We start from the raw sequence: 15,762 nt of genomic DNA on the forward strand, positions 1-15,762 counted from the left end.
CTCTGTGTGGGGCGCTGATTATAGACGTTACGGCTGTAATCTTCATCTGTTTGTATGGATATCGCTTTTCGGCCACTTCGCTTTCCCCTATGCTACTCCAGTTTCACTTAGAAGGTTGCCCCGACATGTCTCAACTCAAAGCGCAGCTGCGCCGCGATGGTTTTACGTTCAAACAATTTTTTGTCGCTCACGATCGCTGTGCCATGAAGGTCGGTACAGACGGCATTTTACTGGGAGCGTGGGCGCCTGTCGCAGGTGTTAAGCGTATTCTTGATATCGGTACCGGCAGCGGGCTGGTGGCGTTAATGCTGGCGCAGCGCACGGAAGAGCATGTCACCATCGATGCCGTCGAGCTGGATGCGCAGGCGGCAGAGCAGGCGAATGAAAATATGGCCGAATCCCCCTGGGCTGCCCGCATGAAAGTGGAATGCGCAGATGTGCTCGCCTGGGCGCCTGAACAAACCGCGCGTTACGATCTGATCGTCAGCAACCCTCCTTACTATGCGCCCGGCGTTGAGTGCGGTACCCCCGAGCGTGAGCAGGCGCGTTATACCGGTTCCCTCGATCACAAGGCCCTGCTCACCAGTGCGGCCGAGCTTATCTCCGAAGAAGGTTTTTTCTGCGTGGTCCTGCCTGAGAGTACCGGCAACACGTTCATCGGTATCGCGCAGGAGATCGGCTGGACGTTACGCCTGCGTACCGATATTTCGGATACGGAAGGACGACTGCCGCACCGCGTGCTGCTGGCGCTCTCGCCGAAAGAGGGGGAATGCTTTAACGATCGAATGGTGATCCGTGGGCCAGACCAGCGTTATTCCGAAGATTACACTGCCCTGACCCAGGCGTTTTATCTGTTTATGTAAACCTGCGGGGCGAGTATCGACGGGCCGGACTCAGCAAGCTGATTCGGGTAGTCCAGGGTGTAGTGCAGCCCGCGGCTCTCTTTACGCATCATCGCGCAGCGGACGATCAGCTCGGCAACCTGCACCAGATTGCGCAGCTCCAGCAGATTATTGGATACGCGGAAATTGGCATAATACTCATCAATTTCCTGCTGCAGCATAGTGATGCGGCGCAATGCGCGTTCAAGACGTTTTGTGGTGCGCACAATTCCGACGTAGTCCCACATAAACAGCCGTAGTTCATGCCAGTTGTGCTGGATCACGACCAGCTCGTCCGGGTTATCCACGCGGCTTTCATCCCAGGCTGGCAGGTGCTCAGTCTCGCGGGCGTAGGGCATGCGCTTCGTGATATCTTCTGCGGCCGACCAGCCGTACACCAGACATTCAAGCAGCGAGTTAGAAGCCATACGGTTCGCGCCGTGAAGCCCGGTATAGCTGACCTCACCGATAGCATAAAGTCCGTCCACATCGGTACGCCCATGATCGTCAACCATTACGCCACCGCAGGTATAGTGGGCGGCTGGCACAATCGGCACCGGATCGCGCGTTAAATCAATGCCAAGATTGAGCAGCTTTTCATAAATCATTGGAAAATGCTGGCGAATAAACGCTGCTGGCTTATGGCTGATATCAAGATACATGCAGTCCACGCCAAGACGCTTCATTTCATGATCGATGGCGCGAGCAACGATATCGCGGGGAGCCAGTTCGCCACGGGCGTCAAAGTCCGGCATAAAGCGTGTGCCGTCAGGGCGTTTCAGATAGGCGCCTTCGCCGCGCAGGGCTTCCGTCAACAGGAAGTTGCGCGCCTGAGGGTGGAACAGGGCGGTTGGGTGAAACTGATTGAACTCAAGATTCGCCACCCGGCAGCCGGCGCGCCAGGCCATAGCGATACCGTCTCCGGAGGCAATGTCCGGGTTCGTGGTGTACTGATACACTTTGGAGGCCCCGCCCGTAGCCAGTACTACAGCCTTTGCCTGACAGGTTTCCACCTTCTCTTTATTACGGTTCCAGACCCAGGCGCCCACCACGCGACGCGTGCCGGGCAGGCCAATCTTGTCAGAGATAATCAGGTCAACGGCATTACTCCGCTCAAGAACCCGAATATTAGGATGGTTCAGCGCTTTACCAACCAGCGTGGTTTCCACTTCTTTTCCGGTGGCATCTGCTGCGTGCAGGATGCGGCGGTGGCTATGGCCGCCTTCGCGCGTCAGGTGGTAGCTCTCTTCACCGTTGGGTTGAACCTGCGTATCGAATAACACGCCCTGGTCGATGAGCCACTGCACGCAATGACGGGCATTGCTGGCGACAAACTCTGCGGCGTGTGCATCCACGATCCCGGCCCCGGCAATCAGCGTGTCTTCAACGTGGGATGCAATGCTGTCTGTCTCATCAAACACCGCGGCAATGCCACCCTGGGCATAAAACGTGGAACCCTCGCTTATCGGCCCTTTACTCAGAACGATAACGTTTTGATGCTCGGCCAGGCGCAGCGCCAGAGAGAGACCGGCAGCGCCGCTGCCGATGATCAGTACATCACAATGGAGTTCAGGTGTTGTGTTCATGATTGTTGTTTAATTTACTAAACAGTGTTGGGTCAGAATAGCACTCGAATGCGATATATCGCACGTATTTTTTTAGCGACTGTTGCAATGGCTAAACGCTTAAGTTGAGGTAAACGGAGGGTAAATGAGTGAAATTATTTTGCGAAGCAGATCGTTAGCGTCAGATTTTGTGGTGAAATAAAGCCTGTGTTGCGTTACTCTTCTGGCGGGAAAAAGATGTTTCTTGTCAGAAACTGGTGCGTATCGTGAACAGACTTATAATGAGAGAAAATGAACAGTCTGCGGCGCGATGAACAAAAACAAAGGCGTTACGGAACTTATTGAAGATCAGACACTCTAATTCGGTGCTTGCTCAAAGTGCGGTATTTTTAGAGTGGCGTTTCGATAACGCGTGGAATTTAGGTTTGGGGAGACATTACCTCGGATGAGCGAGCAGTTAACGGACCAGGTCCTGGTTGAACGGGTCCAGAAGGGAGATCAGAAAGCCTTTAACCTACTGGTGGTGCGCTACCAGCATAAGGTGGCGAGCCTGGTTTCCCGTTATGTACCGTCAGGCGATGTGCCTGATGTGGTGCAAGAGTCTTTTATTAAGGCCTATCGCGCGCTGGATTCTTTCCGGGGAGATAGTGCTTTTTATACCTGGCTGTACCGTATTGCGGTCAATACGGCTAAGAATTATCTGGTCGCTCAGGGCCGTCGTCCGCCTTCTAGTGATGTGGACGCAATCGACGCCGAAAACTTCGAAAGTGGCGGCGCATTGAAAGAAATTTCGAACCCTGAGAACTTAATGTTGTCAGAAGAACTGAGACAAATCGTTTTTCGCACGATCGAGTCGCTCCCGGAAGATTTACGCATGGCAATTACGTTACGGGAGCTTGATGGTCTGAGCTATGAAGAGATAGCCGCTATCATGGATTGTCCGGTCGGCACGGTACGTTCACGAATTTTCCGTGCGCGAGAAGCTATTGATAATAAAGTTCAACCGCTTATCAGGCGTTGACGATAGCGGGATACTGGAAAAGGTATTAGGCATGCAGAAAGAAAAACTTTCCGCTTTAATGGATGGTGAAACGGTAGATAGTGAGCTGCTCAACGAGCTGTCTCATTCTCCCGAAATGCAAGAGACCTGGGAGAGTTACCATCTCATCCGTGACACCCTTCGCGGTGACACCGGCGAGGTTCTCCATTTCGATATCTCAGCCCGCGTAATGGCGGCGATTGAGAATGAGCCTGTTCATCAGACCACTCCGCTGATTCCTGAAGCTCAACCCGCACCTCACCAGTGGCAGAAAATGCCATTCTGGCAAAAGGTGCGCCCGTGGGCCAGCCAGCTTACCCAAATGGGTGTGGCTGCATGCGTATCGCTTGCAGTTATTGTTGGCGTCCAGCACTATAATACTCAGTCTGAAACTAATCAGCAGCCAGAAGCGCCAGTGTTTAACACACTGCCGATGATGGGCAAAGCCAGCCCGGTAAGCCTGGGCGTACCGGCTGATGCTTCCGCCAGCGGCGGCCAGCAACAGCAGGTCCAGGAGCAGCGCCGTCGCATTAATGCGATGTTGCAGGATTACGAGTTGCAGCGTCGTCTGCACTCTGAACAGCTTCAGTTTGAGCAGGCGCAGACACAGCAAGCTGCTGTGCAGGTGCCCGGAAACCAAACTTTAGGAACGCAATCGCAGTAATGAAGCAACTTTGGTTCGCCATGTCTCTGATGGCGGGTAGCCTGTTCTTCTCTGCCAACGCCTCGGCTGATGTATCATCCGGGGCCTTGTTGCAGCAAATGAATCTGGCCAGCCAGTCACTCAATTACGAGTTGGCATTTATCAGCATCAACAAGCAGGGCGTCGAGTCGTTACGCTATCGCCATGCCCGTCTTGATAACCAGCCGCTCGCCCAGCTTTTACAGATGGATGGTCCGCGTCGGGAAGTTGTCCAGCGTGGTAACGAAATCAGCTATTTCGAGCCCGGCCTGGAGCCTTTCACGCTGAATGGCGACTATATCGTTGATTCCCTGCCGTCACTCATTTACACCGACTTCAAACGGCTTGCCCCTTACTACGATTTTATTTCGGTAGGACGTACGCGTATTGCGGACAGACTTTGCGAGGTGATCCGCGTTGTCGCCCGGGATGGAACGCGTTACAGCTATATTGTCTGGATCGACGCTGAAACTAAACTCCCGATGCGTGTAGACCTGCTTGACCGTGACGGTGAAACGCTGGAACAGTTCCGCGTTATCTCCTTCAGCGTGAACAATCAGGTTGGCAACAGCATGCAGAATCTGGCTAAGGCCAGCCTGCCGCCGCTGCTTTCTGTTCCTGCCGGGGATTCCGTTAATTTCAACTGGGTACCTGCCTGGATCCCACAAGGGTTTAGCGAAGTGTCCAGCAGCCGTCGTCAGCTGCCAACGATTGAAACGCCGGTGGAATCGCGTCTCTATTCGGATGGTCTGTTCAGCTTCTCGGTGAATATCAATCGCGCAACGGCAAACAGCGCTGAACAAATGCTGCGTACCGGGCGCCGTACGGTGAGTACAACGGTACGCGATAATGCAGAGATCACCATTGTGGGAGAACTCCCTCCGCAAACGGCGAAACGTATTTCCGACAGCATTAAATTCAGGGCTGCACAATGATTAAAGAGTGGGCGACGGTTGTCTCATGGCAGAACGGCATTGCGCTGGTGAGCTGCGATGTTAAAGCCTCATGTAATAGCTGCGCATCCCGCGCTGGCTGTGGCAGCCGCGTGCTGAACAAGCTCGGGCCACAAACATCGCACACGATTTCAGTGCCAAGCGAACAGCCGCTGATGGCCGGGCAGAAGGTGGAACTGGGCATCGCGGAAGGCAGCCTGCTCAGCTCCGCTATGCTGGTGTATCTCTCTCCGCTGGTCGGCCTGTTTATCATGGGTGGTCTGTTTCAGATGCTGTTTGGTACCGATGTGGCCGCTATGTGCGGTGCCGCATTGGGTGGCGTGGGGGGATTCTGGCTTGCCAAAGGTCTCTCCCCAACACTCGCCGCCCGCGAGGAGTGGCAGCCTGTCATTCTCAGCGTTGGGCTAGCGCCAGACCAGCTTCGTGTTGAAACGCTCTCTTCTGAGGCCCGGTGATCCATCGGGCTTTATCTTTTTTTACACCCTAAAACAGAAAACGTCCTTTCTTCACGCTATACCAGTCTCTAAGTGCATTTCCAGGTAGCGAGGATGTAGTGTAGAATGCTGCGTTTTCGCACTGAAAAACGTCAGGCTAAGAACAGCGGCCTCCAGGAATTCGTAAGGCATAATTATTTAACTATATGAAGAACATACGTAACTTTTCGATCATTGCTCACATTGACCACGGTAAGTCGACGCTGTCTGACCGTATTATCCAGATTTGCGGTGGCCTGTCTGATCGTGAAATGGAAGCCCAGGTTCTGGACTCCATGGACCTGGAACGCGAACGCGGTATCACCATTAAAGCGCAGAGCGTTACGCTTGATTACAAAGCGGCTGATGGTGAAACCTATCAACTGAACTTTATCGACACCCCAGGCCACGTTGACTTCTCCTATGAAGTTTCACGCTCGCTCGCGGCCTGTGAAGGCGCGCTGCTGGTGGTGGATGCCGGGCAGGGCGTTGAAGCCCAGACCCTGGCAAACTGCTACACCGCGATGGAAATGGATCTCGAAGTTGTGCCGGTTCTGAACAAGATCGACCTGCCAGCAGCCGATCCTGAGCGCGTAGCGGAAGAGATTGAAGATATTGTCGGCATTGACGCGACTGATGCCGTGCGCTGCTCCGCGAAAACTGGTGTCGGCGTCACCGACGTGCTGGAGCGCCTGGTGCGTGATATTCCGGCCCCGGAAGGCGATCCGGATGCCCCGCTGCAGGCGCTGATTATCGACTCCTGGTTCGATAACTATCTGGGCGTTGTCTCCCTGGTGCGTATTAAAAACGGCACCATGCGCAAAGGCGACAAAATCAAGGTTATGAGTACCGGACAGGTCTATAACGCCGACCGTCTGGGTATCTTCACGCCAAAACAGGTTGACCGCACCGAGCTGACATGCGGCGAGGTAGGCTGGCTGGTGTGTGCCATTAAAGACATCCTCGGTGCGCCGGTGGGTGATACCCTGACGGGTGCGCGTAACCCGGCAGATAAAGCGCTGCCAGGCTTTAAAAAGGTGAAGCCGCAGGTTTACGCGGGCCTGTTCCCGGTCAGCTCTGACGACTACGAAAACTTCCGTGATGCGCTTGGCAAGCTGAGCCTGAACGATGCCTCCCTGTTCTATGAGCCAGAAAGCTCAACGGCGCTGGGCTTCGGCTTCCGCTGCGGCTTCCTTGGTCTACTGCACATGGAGATCATTCAGGAGCGTCTGGAGCGTGAATACGATCTGGACCTGATCACCACCGCGCCGACGGTAGTGTATGAAGTTGAAACCACCTCGAAAGAAGTGATCTACGTCGACAGCCCATCCAAGCTGCCGCCGCTGAACAATATTCACGAGCTGCGTGAGCCGATTGCCGAATGTCACATGCTGCTGCCGCAGGAATTCCTGGGTAACGTCATTACGCTGTGTATTGAGAAGCGCGGCGTGCAGACCAACATGGTTTACCACGGTAACCAGGTGGCGCTGACCTACGAAATCCCGATGGCGGAAGTGGTACTCGACTTCTTCGACCGTCTGAAGTCGACCTCCCGTGGCTATGCATCACTGGATTACAACTTCAAACGCTTCCAGGCCTCCAACATGGTGCGTGTGGACGTGCTGATCAACGGCGAGCGTGTGGATGCGCTGGCGCTGATCACCCACAACGACAATGCGCCTTACCGTGGCCGCGAGCTGGTTGAGAAGATGAAAGATCTGATCCCGCGTCAGCAGTTCGATATCGCGATTCAGGCGGCCATTGGCAACCATATTATCGCTCGTTCCACCGTGAAACAGCTGCGTAAAAACGTTCTGGCGAAGTGCTATGGCGGTGACGTCAGCCGTAAGAAAAAGCTGCTGCAGAAGCAGAAAGAAGGTAAGAAGCGTATGAAGCAGGTCGGTAACGTCGAGCTGCCGCAGGAAGCATTCCTTGCCATCCTTCATGTTGGTAAAGACGGCAAATAACCCTAAGGAGTTGGCATGGCGAACATGTTTGCCCTGATCCTGGTCATTGCTACCCTGGTGACAGGTCTGCTGTGGTGTCTGGATAAGTTTATCTTCGCCCCAAAACGTCGCGAACGTCAGGCTGCCGCACAGGCAGCCACTGGCGATGAGATTGACGCGAAAACCCTGAAGAAAGTCGGCCCGAAACCGGGCTGGCTGGAAACGGGCGCCTCGGTATTTCCGGTGCTGGCGATTGTGCTGGTGGTACGTTCGTTTATTTACGAGCCGTTCCAGATCCCATCAGGTTCAATGATGCCAACGCTGCTGATCGGTGATTTTATTCTGGTAGAGAAGTTTGCCTACGGCATTAAAGATCCGATCTACCAGAAAACGCTGATCGAAACCGGTCATCCGAAACGCGGCGACATCGTGGTGTTCAAATATCCGGAAGATCCGCGCCTCGACTACATCAAGCGCGCGGTAGGTCTTCCGGGTGATAAAGTGACTTACGATCCGGTTGCGAAAGAAGTCACCGTTCAGCCGGGCTGCAGCTCCGGTACCGCATGCGAAAACGCGCTGCCAATCACCTACTCAAACGTTGAGCCAAGTGATTTTGTGCAGACCTTCGCCCGTCGTAACGGCGGCGAAGCGACCAGCGGATTCTTCCAGGTACCGAAAGGTGAAACCAAAGAGGACGGCATCCGTCTGGTTGAGCGCAAAGAGACGCTGGGCGATGTGACGCACCGTATCCTCACCGTGCCAATCGCGCAGGATCAGCTGGGTATGTACTATCGTCAGCCGGGCCAGCAGCTGGCGAGCTGGATTGTACCGCCAGGACATTACTTCATGATGGGTGACAACCGCGATAACTCTGCGGACAGCCGTTACTGGGGCTTTGTGCCGGAAGCGAATCTGGTCGGTAAAGCTACCGCCATCTGGATGAGTTTTGAGAAACAGGAAGGCGAGTGGCCGACCGGTGTACGCCTGAATCGTATCGGCGGAATCCATTAATTCTCAATAAATGAACGCGTAGCCGCTTTAATTAGCGGCTACGTGAATTATTTCCACGATAAATCTCTTCGAACTAACGACATCCCCTGTCGTTGTGTATAGAATATTCCCCCGAAGTTTAAGGTTGGCCCTGCAAGGGTGCCACGGCACACGAAACCGCGTTGGTTTTCTCAGGTCGGTTTCGTGTGCTGCATTTTTGACGCATTCATTTATTGGTATCGCATGAACCCCATCGTAATTAATCGGCTTCAACGGAAGCTGGGCTACACTTTTCATCATCAGGAGTTGTTGCAACAGGCATTAACCCACCGCAGTGCCAGCAGCAAACATAATGAGCGTCTCGAGTTTTTAGGCGACTCTATTTTAAGTTTCGTGATTGCGAATGCGCTTTATCATCGTTTCCCGCGTGTGGATGAAGGGGATATGAGCCGCATGCGCGCCACGCTGGTTCGGGGTAATACCCTTGCGGAAATCGCGCGCGAATTTGAACTGGGCGAATGTCTGCGTCTTGGGCCGGGTGAACTGAAAAGCGGCGGCTTCCGTCGTGAATCTATTCTTGCCGATACGGTCGAAGCATTAATTGGTGGTGTGTTCCTGGACAGCGATATCCAGACCGTAGAAAAGCTGATCCTTAACTGGTATCAGACCCGTCTGGACGAAATCAGCCCGGGCGATAAACAAAAAGATCCGAAAACGCGTCTGCAGGAATATTTGCAGGGTCGTCATCTGCCGCTGCCGTCTTATCTGGTGGTGCAGGTTCGTGGCGAAGCGCACGATCAGGAATTTACCATCCATTGCCAGGTCAGTGGCCTGAGTGAACCGGTGGTGGGCACAGGTTCAAGCCGTCGTAAGGCTGAACAGGCTGCCGCCGAACAGGCGTTAAAAATGCTGGAGCTGGAATGAGCGAAGAAAAGACCTATTGCGGATTTATTGCCATCGTCGGACGTCCGAACGTTGGCAAATCCACTCTGCTGAATAATCTGCTTGGGCAGAAGATTTCTATCACCTCGCGTAAGGCGCAGACCACGCGTCACCGCATCGTCGGTATCCATACTGAAGGCGCGTATCAGGCGATCTACGTCGATACCCCGGGCCTGCACATGGAAGAGAAGCGTGCCATCAACCGTCTGATGAACAAGGCGGCGAGTAGCTCAATTGGCGACGTGGAGCTGGTGATCTTCGTTGTGGAAGGCACCCGCTGGACGCCGGACGACGAGATGGTGCTGAACAAGCTGCGTGACGGCAAAACGCCGGTCATCCTCGCGGTCAACAAAGTGGACAACGTGCAGGAAAAAGCCGATCTGCTGCCGCATCTGCAGTGGCTGGGTAGCCAGATGAACTTCCTCGACATCGTTCCGCTGTCTGCGGAGACGGGTCTGAACGTGGACACCATCGCGGGCATCGTGCGTAAGCATCTGCCGGAAGCGATTCATCACTTCCCGGAAGAGTACATCACCGATCGCTCTCAGCGCTTTATGGCGTCTGAAATCATTCGTGAAAAGCTGATGCGTTTCCTGGGCGCTGAACTGCCGTATTCTGTGACGGTGGAGATCGAGCGTTTCCAGAGCAACGAGCGTGGTGGCTACGACATTAACGGCCTGATCCTCGTTGAGCGTGAAGGGCAGAAGAAGATGGTGATCGGCAATAAAGGCGCCAAGATCAAAACCATCGGCATTGAAGCCCGTAAGGACATGATGGAGATGTTCGAAGCGCCGGTTCACCTCGAACTGTGGGTGAAAGTGAAATCTGGCTGGGCCGATGATGAGCGTGCTCTGCGCAGCCTCGGTTACGGCGAAGACCAGTAACTCAAGACGACGAGTATGATGGAAGGATGGCAGCGCGCCTTCGTTCTGCATAGTCGTCCCTGGAGCGAAACCAGCCTGATGCTGGACGTCTTCACGGAAGAGTCGGGCCGCGTGCGCCTTGTTGCCAAAGGCGCACGTTCCAAACGTTCTAACCTGAAAGGCGCCCTACAGCCTTTCACGCCGCTGCTGGTTCGCTTTGGTGGGCGAGGGGAAGTTAAAACCCTGCGCAGCGCCGAAGCCGTCTCCCTGGCGCTTCCTCTCTCCGGCATCACGCTCTACAGCGGTCTGTATGTCAATGAACTCATCTCTCGCGTTCTTGAACATGAGACTCGCTTCTCTGAACTTTTCTTTGATTATCTGCACTGTATCCAGGCGCTGGCTGGCGCAACCGGCACGCCCGAGCCTGCGCTGCGGCGTTTTGAGCTGGCGCTGCTGGGTCATCTTGGATACGGGGTCGATTTTCTGCACTGTGCGGGCAGCGGTGACGAAGTGGAAGACTCCATGACCTACCGCTACCGCGAAGAAAAAGGCTTTATTGCCAGCGTCGTGATCGACAACAGCACCTTTACCGGGCGCCAGCTCCGGGCGCTGTATGAGCGCGAGTTTCCCGATCGGGAGACCCTGCGCGCAGCAAAACGCTTTACCCGGATTGCCCTCAAGCCGTATCTTGGCGGCAAGCCCTTAAAGAGCCGCGAATTATTCAGGCAGTTTGTGCCGAAACGTTAGACCACAGAATCGAAAAGAAAACCGAGGATTGTCATGGCTGAATTACTGTTAGGCGTCAACATCGATCATATCGCCACGCTGCGTAATGCGCGCGGCACGGCGTATCCCGATCCGGTTCAGGCGGCATTTATCGCTGAACAGGCTGGCGCCGACGGCATTACCGTTCATCTGCGCGAAGACCGCCGCCACATCACTGACCGCGACGTGCGCATTCTGCGCCAGACGCTGGACACCCGTATGAATCTGGAGATGGCGGTCACCGAAGAGATGCTGACCATTGCCTGTGAGACTCAGCCGCACTTCTGCTGCCTGGTGCCGGAAAAACGCCAGGAAGTGACCACCGAAGGCGGTCTGGACGTGGCCGGCCAGCTCGACAAAATGCGCGATGCCTGCAAGCGCCTGGCGGATGCCGGTATCCTGGTTTCTCTGTTTATTGACGCTGATTTCGCCCAGATTAAAGCGGCAGCCGACGTGGGCGCGCCGTATATCGAAATTCACACCGGCTGCTATGCCGATGCCAAAAACGATGCCGAGCAGGCGAAAGAGCTGGAGCGTATTGCTAAAGCGGCCACGTATGCCTCAAGCCTGGGCCTGAAGGTCAATGCCGGTCACGGCCTGACCTACCATAACGTGAAGGCCATTGCCGCCATCCCGGAAATGCACGAGCTGAACATCGGTCACGCGATCATTGGCCGCGCGGTGATGAGCGGCCTGAAAGAGGCGGTTTCAGAAATGAAACGCCTGATGCAGGAAGCGCGTCAGTAATGGCCATTCTGGGCTTGGGTACCGATATCGTTGAAATAGCCCGCATTGAAGCGGTGATCGCCCGCAGCGGCGATCGCCTCGCAAGGCGCGTGCTGAGCGATAACGAATGGGCCATCTGGGAAGCGCATCAGCAGCCGGTGCGTTTTCTGGCAAAGCGCTTTGCGGTAAAAGAGGCGGCGGCCAAAGCCTTCGGGACCGGCATTCGTAACGGTCTGGCGTTCAACCAGTTTGAAGTGTTTAACGATGAGCTGGGTAAGCCAAGCCTGCGTTTATGGGGCGAGGCGCAAAAGCTTGCAGAGAAGCTGGGCGTGAATCACATGCACGTGACGATCGCGGATGAACGCCACTATGCCAGCGCTACGGTGATCATCGAAAGTTAAAGTTTGTCCGCGTGGTGCATCAGGACAAACTTATCCCACAGCTGCTCTTCGCTCTCGACGTGCGCCGGATCCTTCAGAATGGTATTCGGGATCGGGCACACTTTCTGACAGGTCGGCGTTTCATAGTGGCCGATGCATTCGGTGCAGCGGTCGCTGTTAATCTCATAAATGCTGTCGCCCATCGAAATGGCCTGGTTCGGGCATTCGGGCTCGCACATATCGCAATTAATGCATTTTTTGGTAATTAACAGCGCCATCAGGAAATTCTCAGAAACAACACAAACTGGGCGGGCATTATACGCGTCAAACCAGTTTCTTTACCAGTTCTTCGCTGTGTCGAATGCGCTCCGGCGCGCGCTCCAGATCCTGCTGCACCAGCGCCATAAACAGCAGGTCCGTCAGCATCATTTGTGCGCTGGTGGACGAGATAGCCGCGCTGCGCGTGGCCTGCTCCTCGGCAATGGTATATAAACAGCGCGTGGCCCGCTGCTGCAGGGCATTCGGCGTAAAACCGGTGATCGCCAGAATTTTACCGCCGACGCGCAGCGCTTCATCGGTGGCCATGTTGATCTCGCGGCGCTCGCCGGAATAGGAGATGGCCAGCAGCAGATCGTCAGGATCCATCGCCTGTACAGTCGCCAGCAGGGCGTGCATATCCTGTTCGACGATGGCGTTAAGGCCAATTTTTGTCAGCTTCCAGCCAAAGTTACGCGCCACAAGTCCGGACGCGCCGATGCCGGTCAGAATGATTCGCCGCGCGCCGCGCAGCATCGCCACGCTCTCCAGCAGCTTCTCTTCGGTATTCACATCAAGCGTCGCATGCATGGCCGCCACGTTCTCTTTGATCAGCTTTTCTCCAACCAGCCGCATCGGGTCATCGCCGCGGATCTGATTATGCACCGGCATGGACTGCGGATTGGGGTTGCTGACCAGCGCTTCACTGATCGCCAGCTTGAGGGCGGGGAATCCCTTAAAGCCAATCTTCTGGGCAAATTTCACCACGCTGGACTGACTCACGCCGGCTTCACTCGCCAGCTGCTGCGAGCTGAGGTGGCGCGCGCGATCGGGTTGAGAAAGCAGAAAATCCGCCAGCTTCTTGTCGCTTTGGGCAAAGCCTGCGTAGCGCTGGCGAATGCGAATTAAACAGTTCATACGGTCTCCTGGCGAAAATGTGATTATCTGCGCAAATACGAATTTTGCTCGCCTGAATGAATTTTATATTCCATTATAGTGTGATTATTATGAATTAAAAATTCTTGAGGTACAAAAATGAATCTTGGCTCACTTGTTTCTGAAACGCGTAACCCGCAAACCATGGATCTGGATGCGCTCTCCACCCTGGAGCTGGTTAACCGCTTTAATCAACAGGATACGCTGGTCGCGCAGGCAGTGAAAGAGACATTACCCGAGGTGGCGAAAGCGGTCGATGCGGCGGCGGAAGCCCTCAAGGCCGGCGGACGCATTATCTACATGGGGGCGGGGACCAGCGGGCGTCTTGGGGTCCTGGATGCGTCAGAATGTCCGCCCACCTTTGGGGTGCCGCATGGTCTGGTCGTTGGGTTAATTGCCGGTGGTCCCGGTGCGCTGCTGAAAGCCGTTGAAGGGGCGGAAGATAACAAACAGCTGGGCGAGGATGACCTGAAGGCGCTGAATCTGACGGAGAAGGATCTGGTGGTCGGTCTGGCGGCATCCGGGCGCACGCCGTACGTCATTGGCGGCCTGGAATACGCTAACCAGACCGGCTGCACGACGGTGGCCATCTCCTGTAATCCGGGCTCCCCGATTGCGCAGGTGGCCGCTATCGCTATCTCTCCGGTGGTCGGGCCGGAAGCGCTGACCGGCTCCACGCGCCTCAAGTCCGGGACCGCGCAAAAGCTGGTGCTCAATATGATCTCCACCGGCGCGATGGTGAAGTTCGGCAAGGTGTATCAGAATCTGATGGTGGATATGCAGGCCACCAACGTCAAGCTGGTGGACAGAGCCTGCCGCATGGTGATGGAGGCGACGGGCGCAGGCCGTGAAGAGGCCGAAGCGGTACTCAAACAAACCGATCATGATGTTAAACCTGCCATTCTGATGATCTTAAGCGGGCTGGATGCGGCGACCGCGAGAGCAAAACTTGATGCGCATAACGGCTTCTTACGGGCGGCATTAGAAAACTAACAGAGGCGTCTATGGACAAAACAGCAGCGCTCGCCAGCGGTATCCTGCAGGGGATTGGTGGGGAAAAAAATATTCAGCGTCTCGAAAACTGCATGACGCGCGTGCGCGTCGAGGTGCATGACGACGACCAGCTTGACGTGTCGCGTCTGAAGCAATTGTCTGGGGTCAGCGGCTACGTGAAACAGGGCCAGCAGCATCAGCTGATCGTCGGGCCGGGGAAAGCGGCGCAGGTTGTTGACGCCATGCGCGCGCTGATGGGCGTTAGCGCGAGCGTGTCGATTGACAATACTGAGCGCACCAAAGCGCATGCGAAAGCCAAATACAAAGCCCCGATGAGCGATGCGCTGCGACAGCTGGCAAACGTCTTTATTCCGCTAATCCCGGCGTTTATTGCCTCGGGCCTGATCACCGGGATCATCAATATCCTCAAGCGACCGGATATCGTGGGGGATTTCGCCACGCAGTATCCGAACCTGCTGGGGATTCTCGGGATCTTCGGCAGCGCTGTTTTCGCCATCATGAACATTCTGGTTGGGGTGAATACCGCGAAGGTGTTTGGCGGATCGCTGGCGATGGGCGGCGTGATGGCGGGCATCTTGTCCAGCCCGCAGCTGGCGCAGATCACGCTGTTTGGTGAGGCGCTTCAGCCTGGCCGCGGCGGGGTGATTGCGGTGCTGCTGGTGGTCATCCTGATGTGCTGGATCGAGAAAAGGCTGCGAGCGATTTTGCCCGGCTCGATTGAGCTTATCCTCAACCCGCTGCTGACCACCCTGATTACCGGTAGCGTAGCGATTGTGGCCCTCCAGCCGTTAGGCGGGTGGATCTCTGAAGCCATCGCTCACGGTGCGTCTCTGGCGATTGACCGCGGCGGGCTGCTGGTTGGCGCGGTGCTGTCGGGTACCTTCCTGCCGCTGGTACTGACCGGCCTGCACCAGGGGCTGGTGCCGATCCACGTCGAGCTGGTGCAGGCGCACGGCTATAACGCGCTGCTGCCTATCCTGTCGATGGCGGGCGTGGGGCAGGTCGGCGCGGCGATTGCCGTCCTGATGAAAACCCGCAACGCGCGTCTGAAGAAAATGATTAAAGGCGCGCTCCCGGTCGGACTGCTGGGCATCGGCGAGCCGCTGATTTTCGGCGTTACGCTGCCGCTGGGTAAACCGTTCCTCGCGGCCTGTCTGGGCGGAGCGGTAGGCGGGGCGCTGATCAGCTACTGGAAAGTCGCCACCGTGATCACCTTTGGGCTTTCCGGTTTACCGCTGGCATTAACCATCGTGACCGGAAAAGTGATGCTCTATCTGTTAGGCTATTTAGTAGCGGTGATCGCCGGGTTCCTTTTTACCTGGCTATTAGGATTCAACGACCCAGAGGAGTAA

At 55.5% G+C, this 15,762-nt stretch carries 18 protein-coding genes; 15 read left to right on the forward strand and 3 right to left on the reverse strand.

All coding sequences use genetic code 11. The annotated features are described in order from the left end of the window. Positions 1–125: 125 nt before the first annotated feature. Positions 126–863: a tRNA(1)(Val) (adenine(37)-N(6))-methyltransferase TrmN gene (trmN, locus tag UR504_RS12835; protein ID WP_302236246.1), complete on the forward strand. Its 738-nt coding sequence runs from the start codon at positions 126–128 to the stop codon at positions 861–863. On the opposite strand, the gene nadB is transcribed toward trmN, so the two are convergent. Continuing rightward, entirely contained in the window at positions 848–2,467 is a 1,620-nt protein-coding gene (nadB, locus tag UR504_RS12840; protein WP_143345407.1) for an L-aspartate oxidase, read from the reverse strand. The genes trmN and nadB overlap by 16 nt on opposite strands. Before the next feature lie 344 nt (positions 2,468–2,811). Between nadB and rseD the strand changes: the two genes are divergently transcribed. From rseD to acpS, 12 genes are all read left to right on the forward strand, one after another. Further along, the gene (rseD, locus tag UR504_RS21570; RefSeq protein ID WP_223605340.1) at positions 2,812–2,895 is read left to right on the forward strand and encodes a rpoE leader peptide RseD; all 84 of its coding nucleotides are present in this window, start codon (positions 2,812–2,814) and stop codon (positions 2,893–2,895) included. Continuing rightward, entirely contained in the window at positions 2,892–3,467 is a 576-nt protein-coding gene (rpoE, locus tag UR504_RS12845; protein WP_006176728.1) for an RNA polymerase sigma factor RpoE, read from the forward strand. Before rseD ends, rpoE begins: the two co-directional genes overlap by 4 nt. 31 nt (positions 3,468–3,498) lie before the next feature. After that, positions 3,499–4,149: an anti-sigma-E factor RseA gene (rseA, locus tag UR504_RS12850; RefSeq protein ID WP_008502186.1), complete on the forward strand. Its 651-nt coding sequence runs from the start codon at positions 3,499–3,501 to the stop codon at positions 4,147–4,149. Beyond that, positions 4,149–5,102, forward strand: coding sequence for a sigma-E factor regulatory protein RseB (rseB, locus tag UR504_RS12855; RefSeq protein ID WP_023308851.1), 954 nt, complete (start codon positions 4,149–4,151; stop codon positions 5,100–5,102). The genes rseA and rseB overlap by 1 nt, the downstream gene beginning before the upstream one ends. Beyond that, a complete protein-coding gene (rseC, locus tag UR504_RS12860) occupies positions 5,099–5,575 on the forward strand; it encodes a SoxR-reducing system protein RseC (protein ID WP_023308850.1) in 477 nt (158 codons plus the stop codon). The genes rseB and rseC overlap by 4 nt, the downstream gene beginning before the upstream one ends. Positions 5,576–5,760: 185 nt before the next feature. Continuing rightward, on the forward strand, positions 5,761–7,560 hold the full coding sequence (lepA, locus tag UR504_RS12865) for a translation elongation factor 4 (protein ID WP_023308849.1): 1,800 nt from the start codon (positions 5,761–5,763) through the stop codon (positions 7,558–7,560). A gap of 15 nt (positions 7,561–7,575) precedes the next feature. After that, the gene (gene lepB, locus UR504_RS12870) at positions 7,576–8,550 is read left to right on the forward strand and encodes a signal peptidase I (protein WP_048978831.1); all 975 of its coding nucleotides are present in this window, start codon (positions 7,576–7,578) and stop codon (positions 8,548–8,550) included. Positions 8,551–8,772: 222 nt separating this feature from the next. Further along, positions 8,773–9,453, forward strand: a complete 681-nt coding sequence (rnc, locus tag UR504_RS12875) for a ribonuclease III (RefSeq protein WP_003860711.1) — start codon at positions 8,773–8,775, stop codon at positions 9,451–9,453. Continuing rightward, positions 9,450–10,355, forward strand: coding sequence for a GTPase Era (era, locus tag UR504_RS12880; RefSeq protein WP_087449597.1), 906 nt, complete (start codon positions 9,450–9,452; stop codon positions 10,353–10,355). Before rnc ends, era begins: the two co-directional genes overlap by 4 nt. A gap of 18 nt (positions 10,356–10,373) precedes the next feature. Further along, positions 10,374–11,081 carry a DNA repair protein RecO gene (gene recO / locus UR504_RS12885; RefSeq protein ID WP_302236269.1) on the forward strand — a complete coding sequence of 236 codons (708 nt, stop codon included), beginning with the start codon at positions 10,374–10,376 and terminating at the stop codon, positions 11,079–11,081. A 33-nt stretch (positions 11,082–11,114) separates the two neighbouring features. After that, positions 11,115–11,846: a pyridoxine 5'-phosphate synthase gene (gene pdxJ, locus UR504_RS12890; RefSeq protein ID WP_302236233.1), complete on the forward strand. Its 732-nt coding sequence runs from the start codon at positions 11,115–11,117 to the stop codon at positions 11,844–11,846. Continuing rightward, on the forward strand, positions 11,846–12,226 hold the full coding sequence (gene acpS / locus UR504_RS12895) for a holo-ACP synthase (RefSeq protein WP_023294331.1): 381 nt from the start codon (positions 11,846–11,848) through the stop codon (positions 12,224–12,226). The genes pdxJ and acpS overlap by 1 nt, the downstream gene beginning before the upstream one ends. Here acpS and UR504_RS12900 read toward each other — a convergent pair. After that, a complete protein-coding gene (locus tag UR504_RS12900) occupies positions 12,223–12,483 on the reverse strand; it encodes a YfhL family 4Fe-4S dicluster ferredoxin (protein ID WP_008502177.1) in 261 nt (86 codons plus the stop codon). The two genes, acpS and UR504_RS12900, sit on opposite strands and share 4 nt — an antisense overlap. A 46-nt stretch (positions 12,484–12,529) precedes the next feature. Next, the gene (locus tag UR504_RS12905) at positions 12,530–13,378 is read right to left on the reverse strand and encodes a MurR/RpiR family transcriptional regulator (RefSeq protein WP_023333056.1); all 849 of its coding nucleotides are present in this window, start codon (positions 13,376–13,378) and stop codon (positions 12,530–12,532) included. A gap of 117 nt (positions 13,379–13,495) precedes the next feature. On the opposite strand from UR504_RS12905, the gene murQ reads away from it, so the two are divergent. Both murQ and UR504_RS12915 read left to right on the forward strand, forming a co-directional pair. Further along, entirely contained in the window at positions 13,496–14,389 is an 894-nt protein-coding gene (gene murQ, locus UR504_RS12910; protein ID WP_111965129.1) for an N-acetylmuramic acid 6-phosphate etherase, read from the forward strand. Positions 14,390–14,400: 11 nt separating this feature from the next. Continuing rightward, positions 14,401–15,762, forward strand: a complete 1,362-nt coding sequence (locus UR504_RS12915; RefSeq protein WP_302236227.1) for a PTS transporter subunit EIIC — start codon at positions 14,401–14,403, stop codon at positions 15,760–15,762.

It is taken from the genome of Enterobacter sp. 241F3, assembly GCF_034106785.1.
In the GTDB taxonomy this organism is placed as follows: Bacteria; Pseudomonadota; Gammaproteobacteria; order Enterobacterales; family Enterobacteriaceae; genus Enterobacter; species Enterobacter vonholyi.

Bases quoted from the DNA above. Each gene is read 5' to 3' on its own strand.
- trmN (WP_302236246.1), top strand. From the start codon at position 126: ATGTCTCAACTCAAAGCGCAGCTGCGCCGCGATGGTTTTACGTTCAAA.
- rseB (WP_023308851.1), top strand. From the start codon at position 4,149: ATGAAGCAACTTTGGTTCGCCATGTCTCTGATGGCGGGTAGCCTGTTC.
- murQ (WP_111965129.1), top strand. From the start codon at position 13,496: ATGAATCTTGGCTCACTTGTTTCTGAAACGCGTAACCCGCAAACCATG.
- era (WP_087449597.1), top strand. From the start codon at position 9,450: ATGAGCGAAGAAAAGACCTATTGCGGATTTATTGCCATCGTCGGACGT.
- rseC (WP_023308850.1), top strand. From the start codon at position 5,099: ATGATTAAAGAGTGGGCGACGGTTGTCTCATGGCAGAACGGCATTGCG.
- UR504_RS12905 (WP_023333056.1), bottom strand. From the start codon at position 13,378: ATGAACTGTTTAATTCGCATTCGCCAGCGCTACGCAGGCTTTGCCCAA.
- acpS (WP_023294331.1), top strand. From the start codon at position 11,846: ATGGCCATTCTGGGCTTGGGTACCGATATCGTTGAAATAGCCCGCATT.
- lepB (WP_048978831.1), top strand. From the start codon at position 7,576: ATGGCGAACATGTTTGCCCTGATCCTGGTCATTGCTACCCTGGTGACA.
- lepA (WP_023308849.1), top strand. From the start codon at position 5,761: ATGAAGAACATACGTAACTTTTCGATCATTGCTCACATTGACCACGGT.
- rpoE (WP_006176728.1), top strand. From the start codon at position 2,892: ATGAGCGAGCAGTTAACGGACCAGGTCCTGGTTGAACGGGTCCAGAAG.
- nadB (WP_143345407.1), bottom strand. From the start codon at position 2,467: ATGAACACAACACCTGAACTCCATTGTGATGTACTGATCATCGGCAGC.
- rseA (WP_008502186.1), top strand. From the start codon at position 3,499: ATGCAGAAAGAAAAACTTTCCGCTTTAATGGATGGTGAAACGGTAGAT.
- UR504_RS12900 (WP_008502177.1), bottom strand. From the start codon at position 12,483: ATGGCGCTGTTAATTACCAAAAAATGCATTAATTGCGATATGTGCGAG.
- pdxJ (WP_302236233.1), top strand. From the start codon at position 11,115: ATGGCTGAATTACTGTTAGGCGTCAACATCGATCATATCGCCACGCTG.
- rnc (WP_003860711.1), top strand. From the start codon at position 8,773: ATGAACCCCATCGTAATTAATCGGCTTCAACGGAAGCTGGGCTACACT.
- recO (WP_302236269.1), top strand. From the start codon at position 10,374: ATGGAAGGATGGCAGCGCGCCTTCGTTCTGCATAGTCGTCCCTGGAGC.
- UR504_RS12915 (WP_302236227.1), top strand. From the start codon at position 14,401: ATGGACAAAACAGCAGCGCTCGCCAGCGGTATCCTGCAGGGGATTGGT.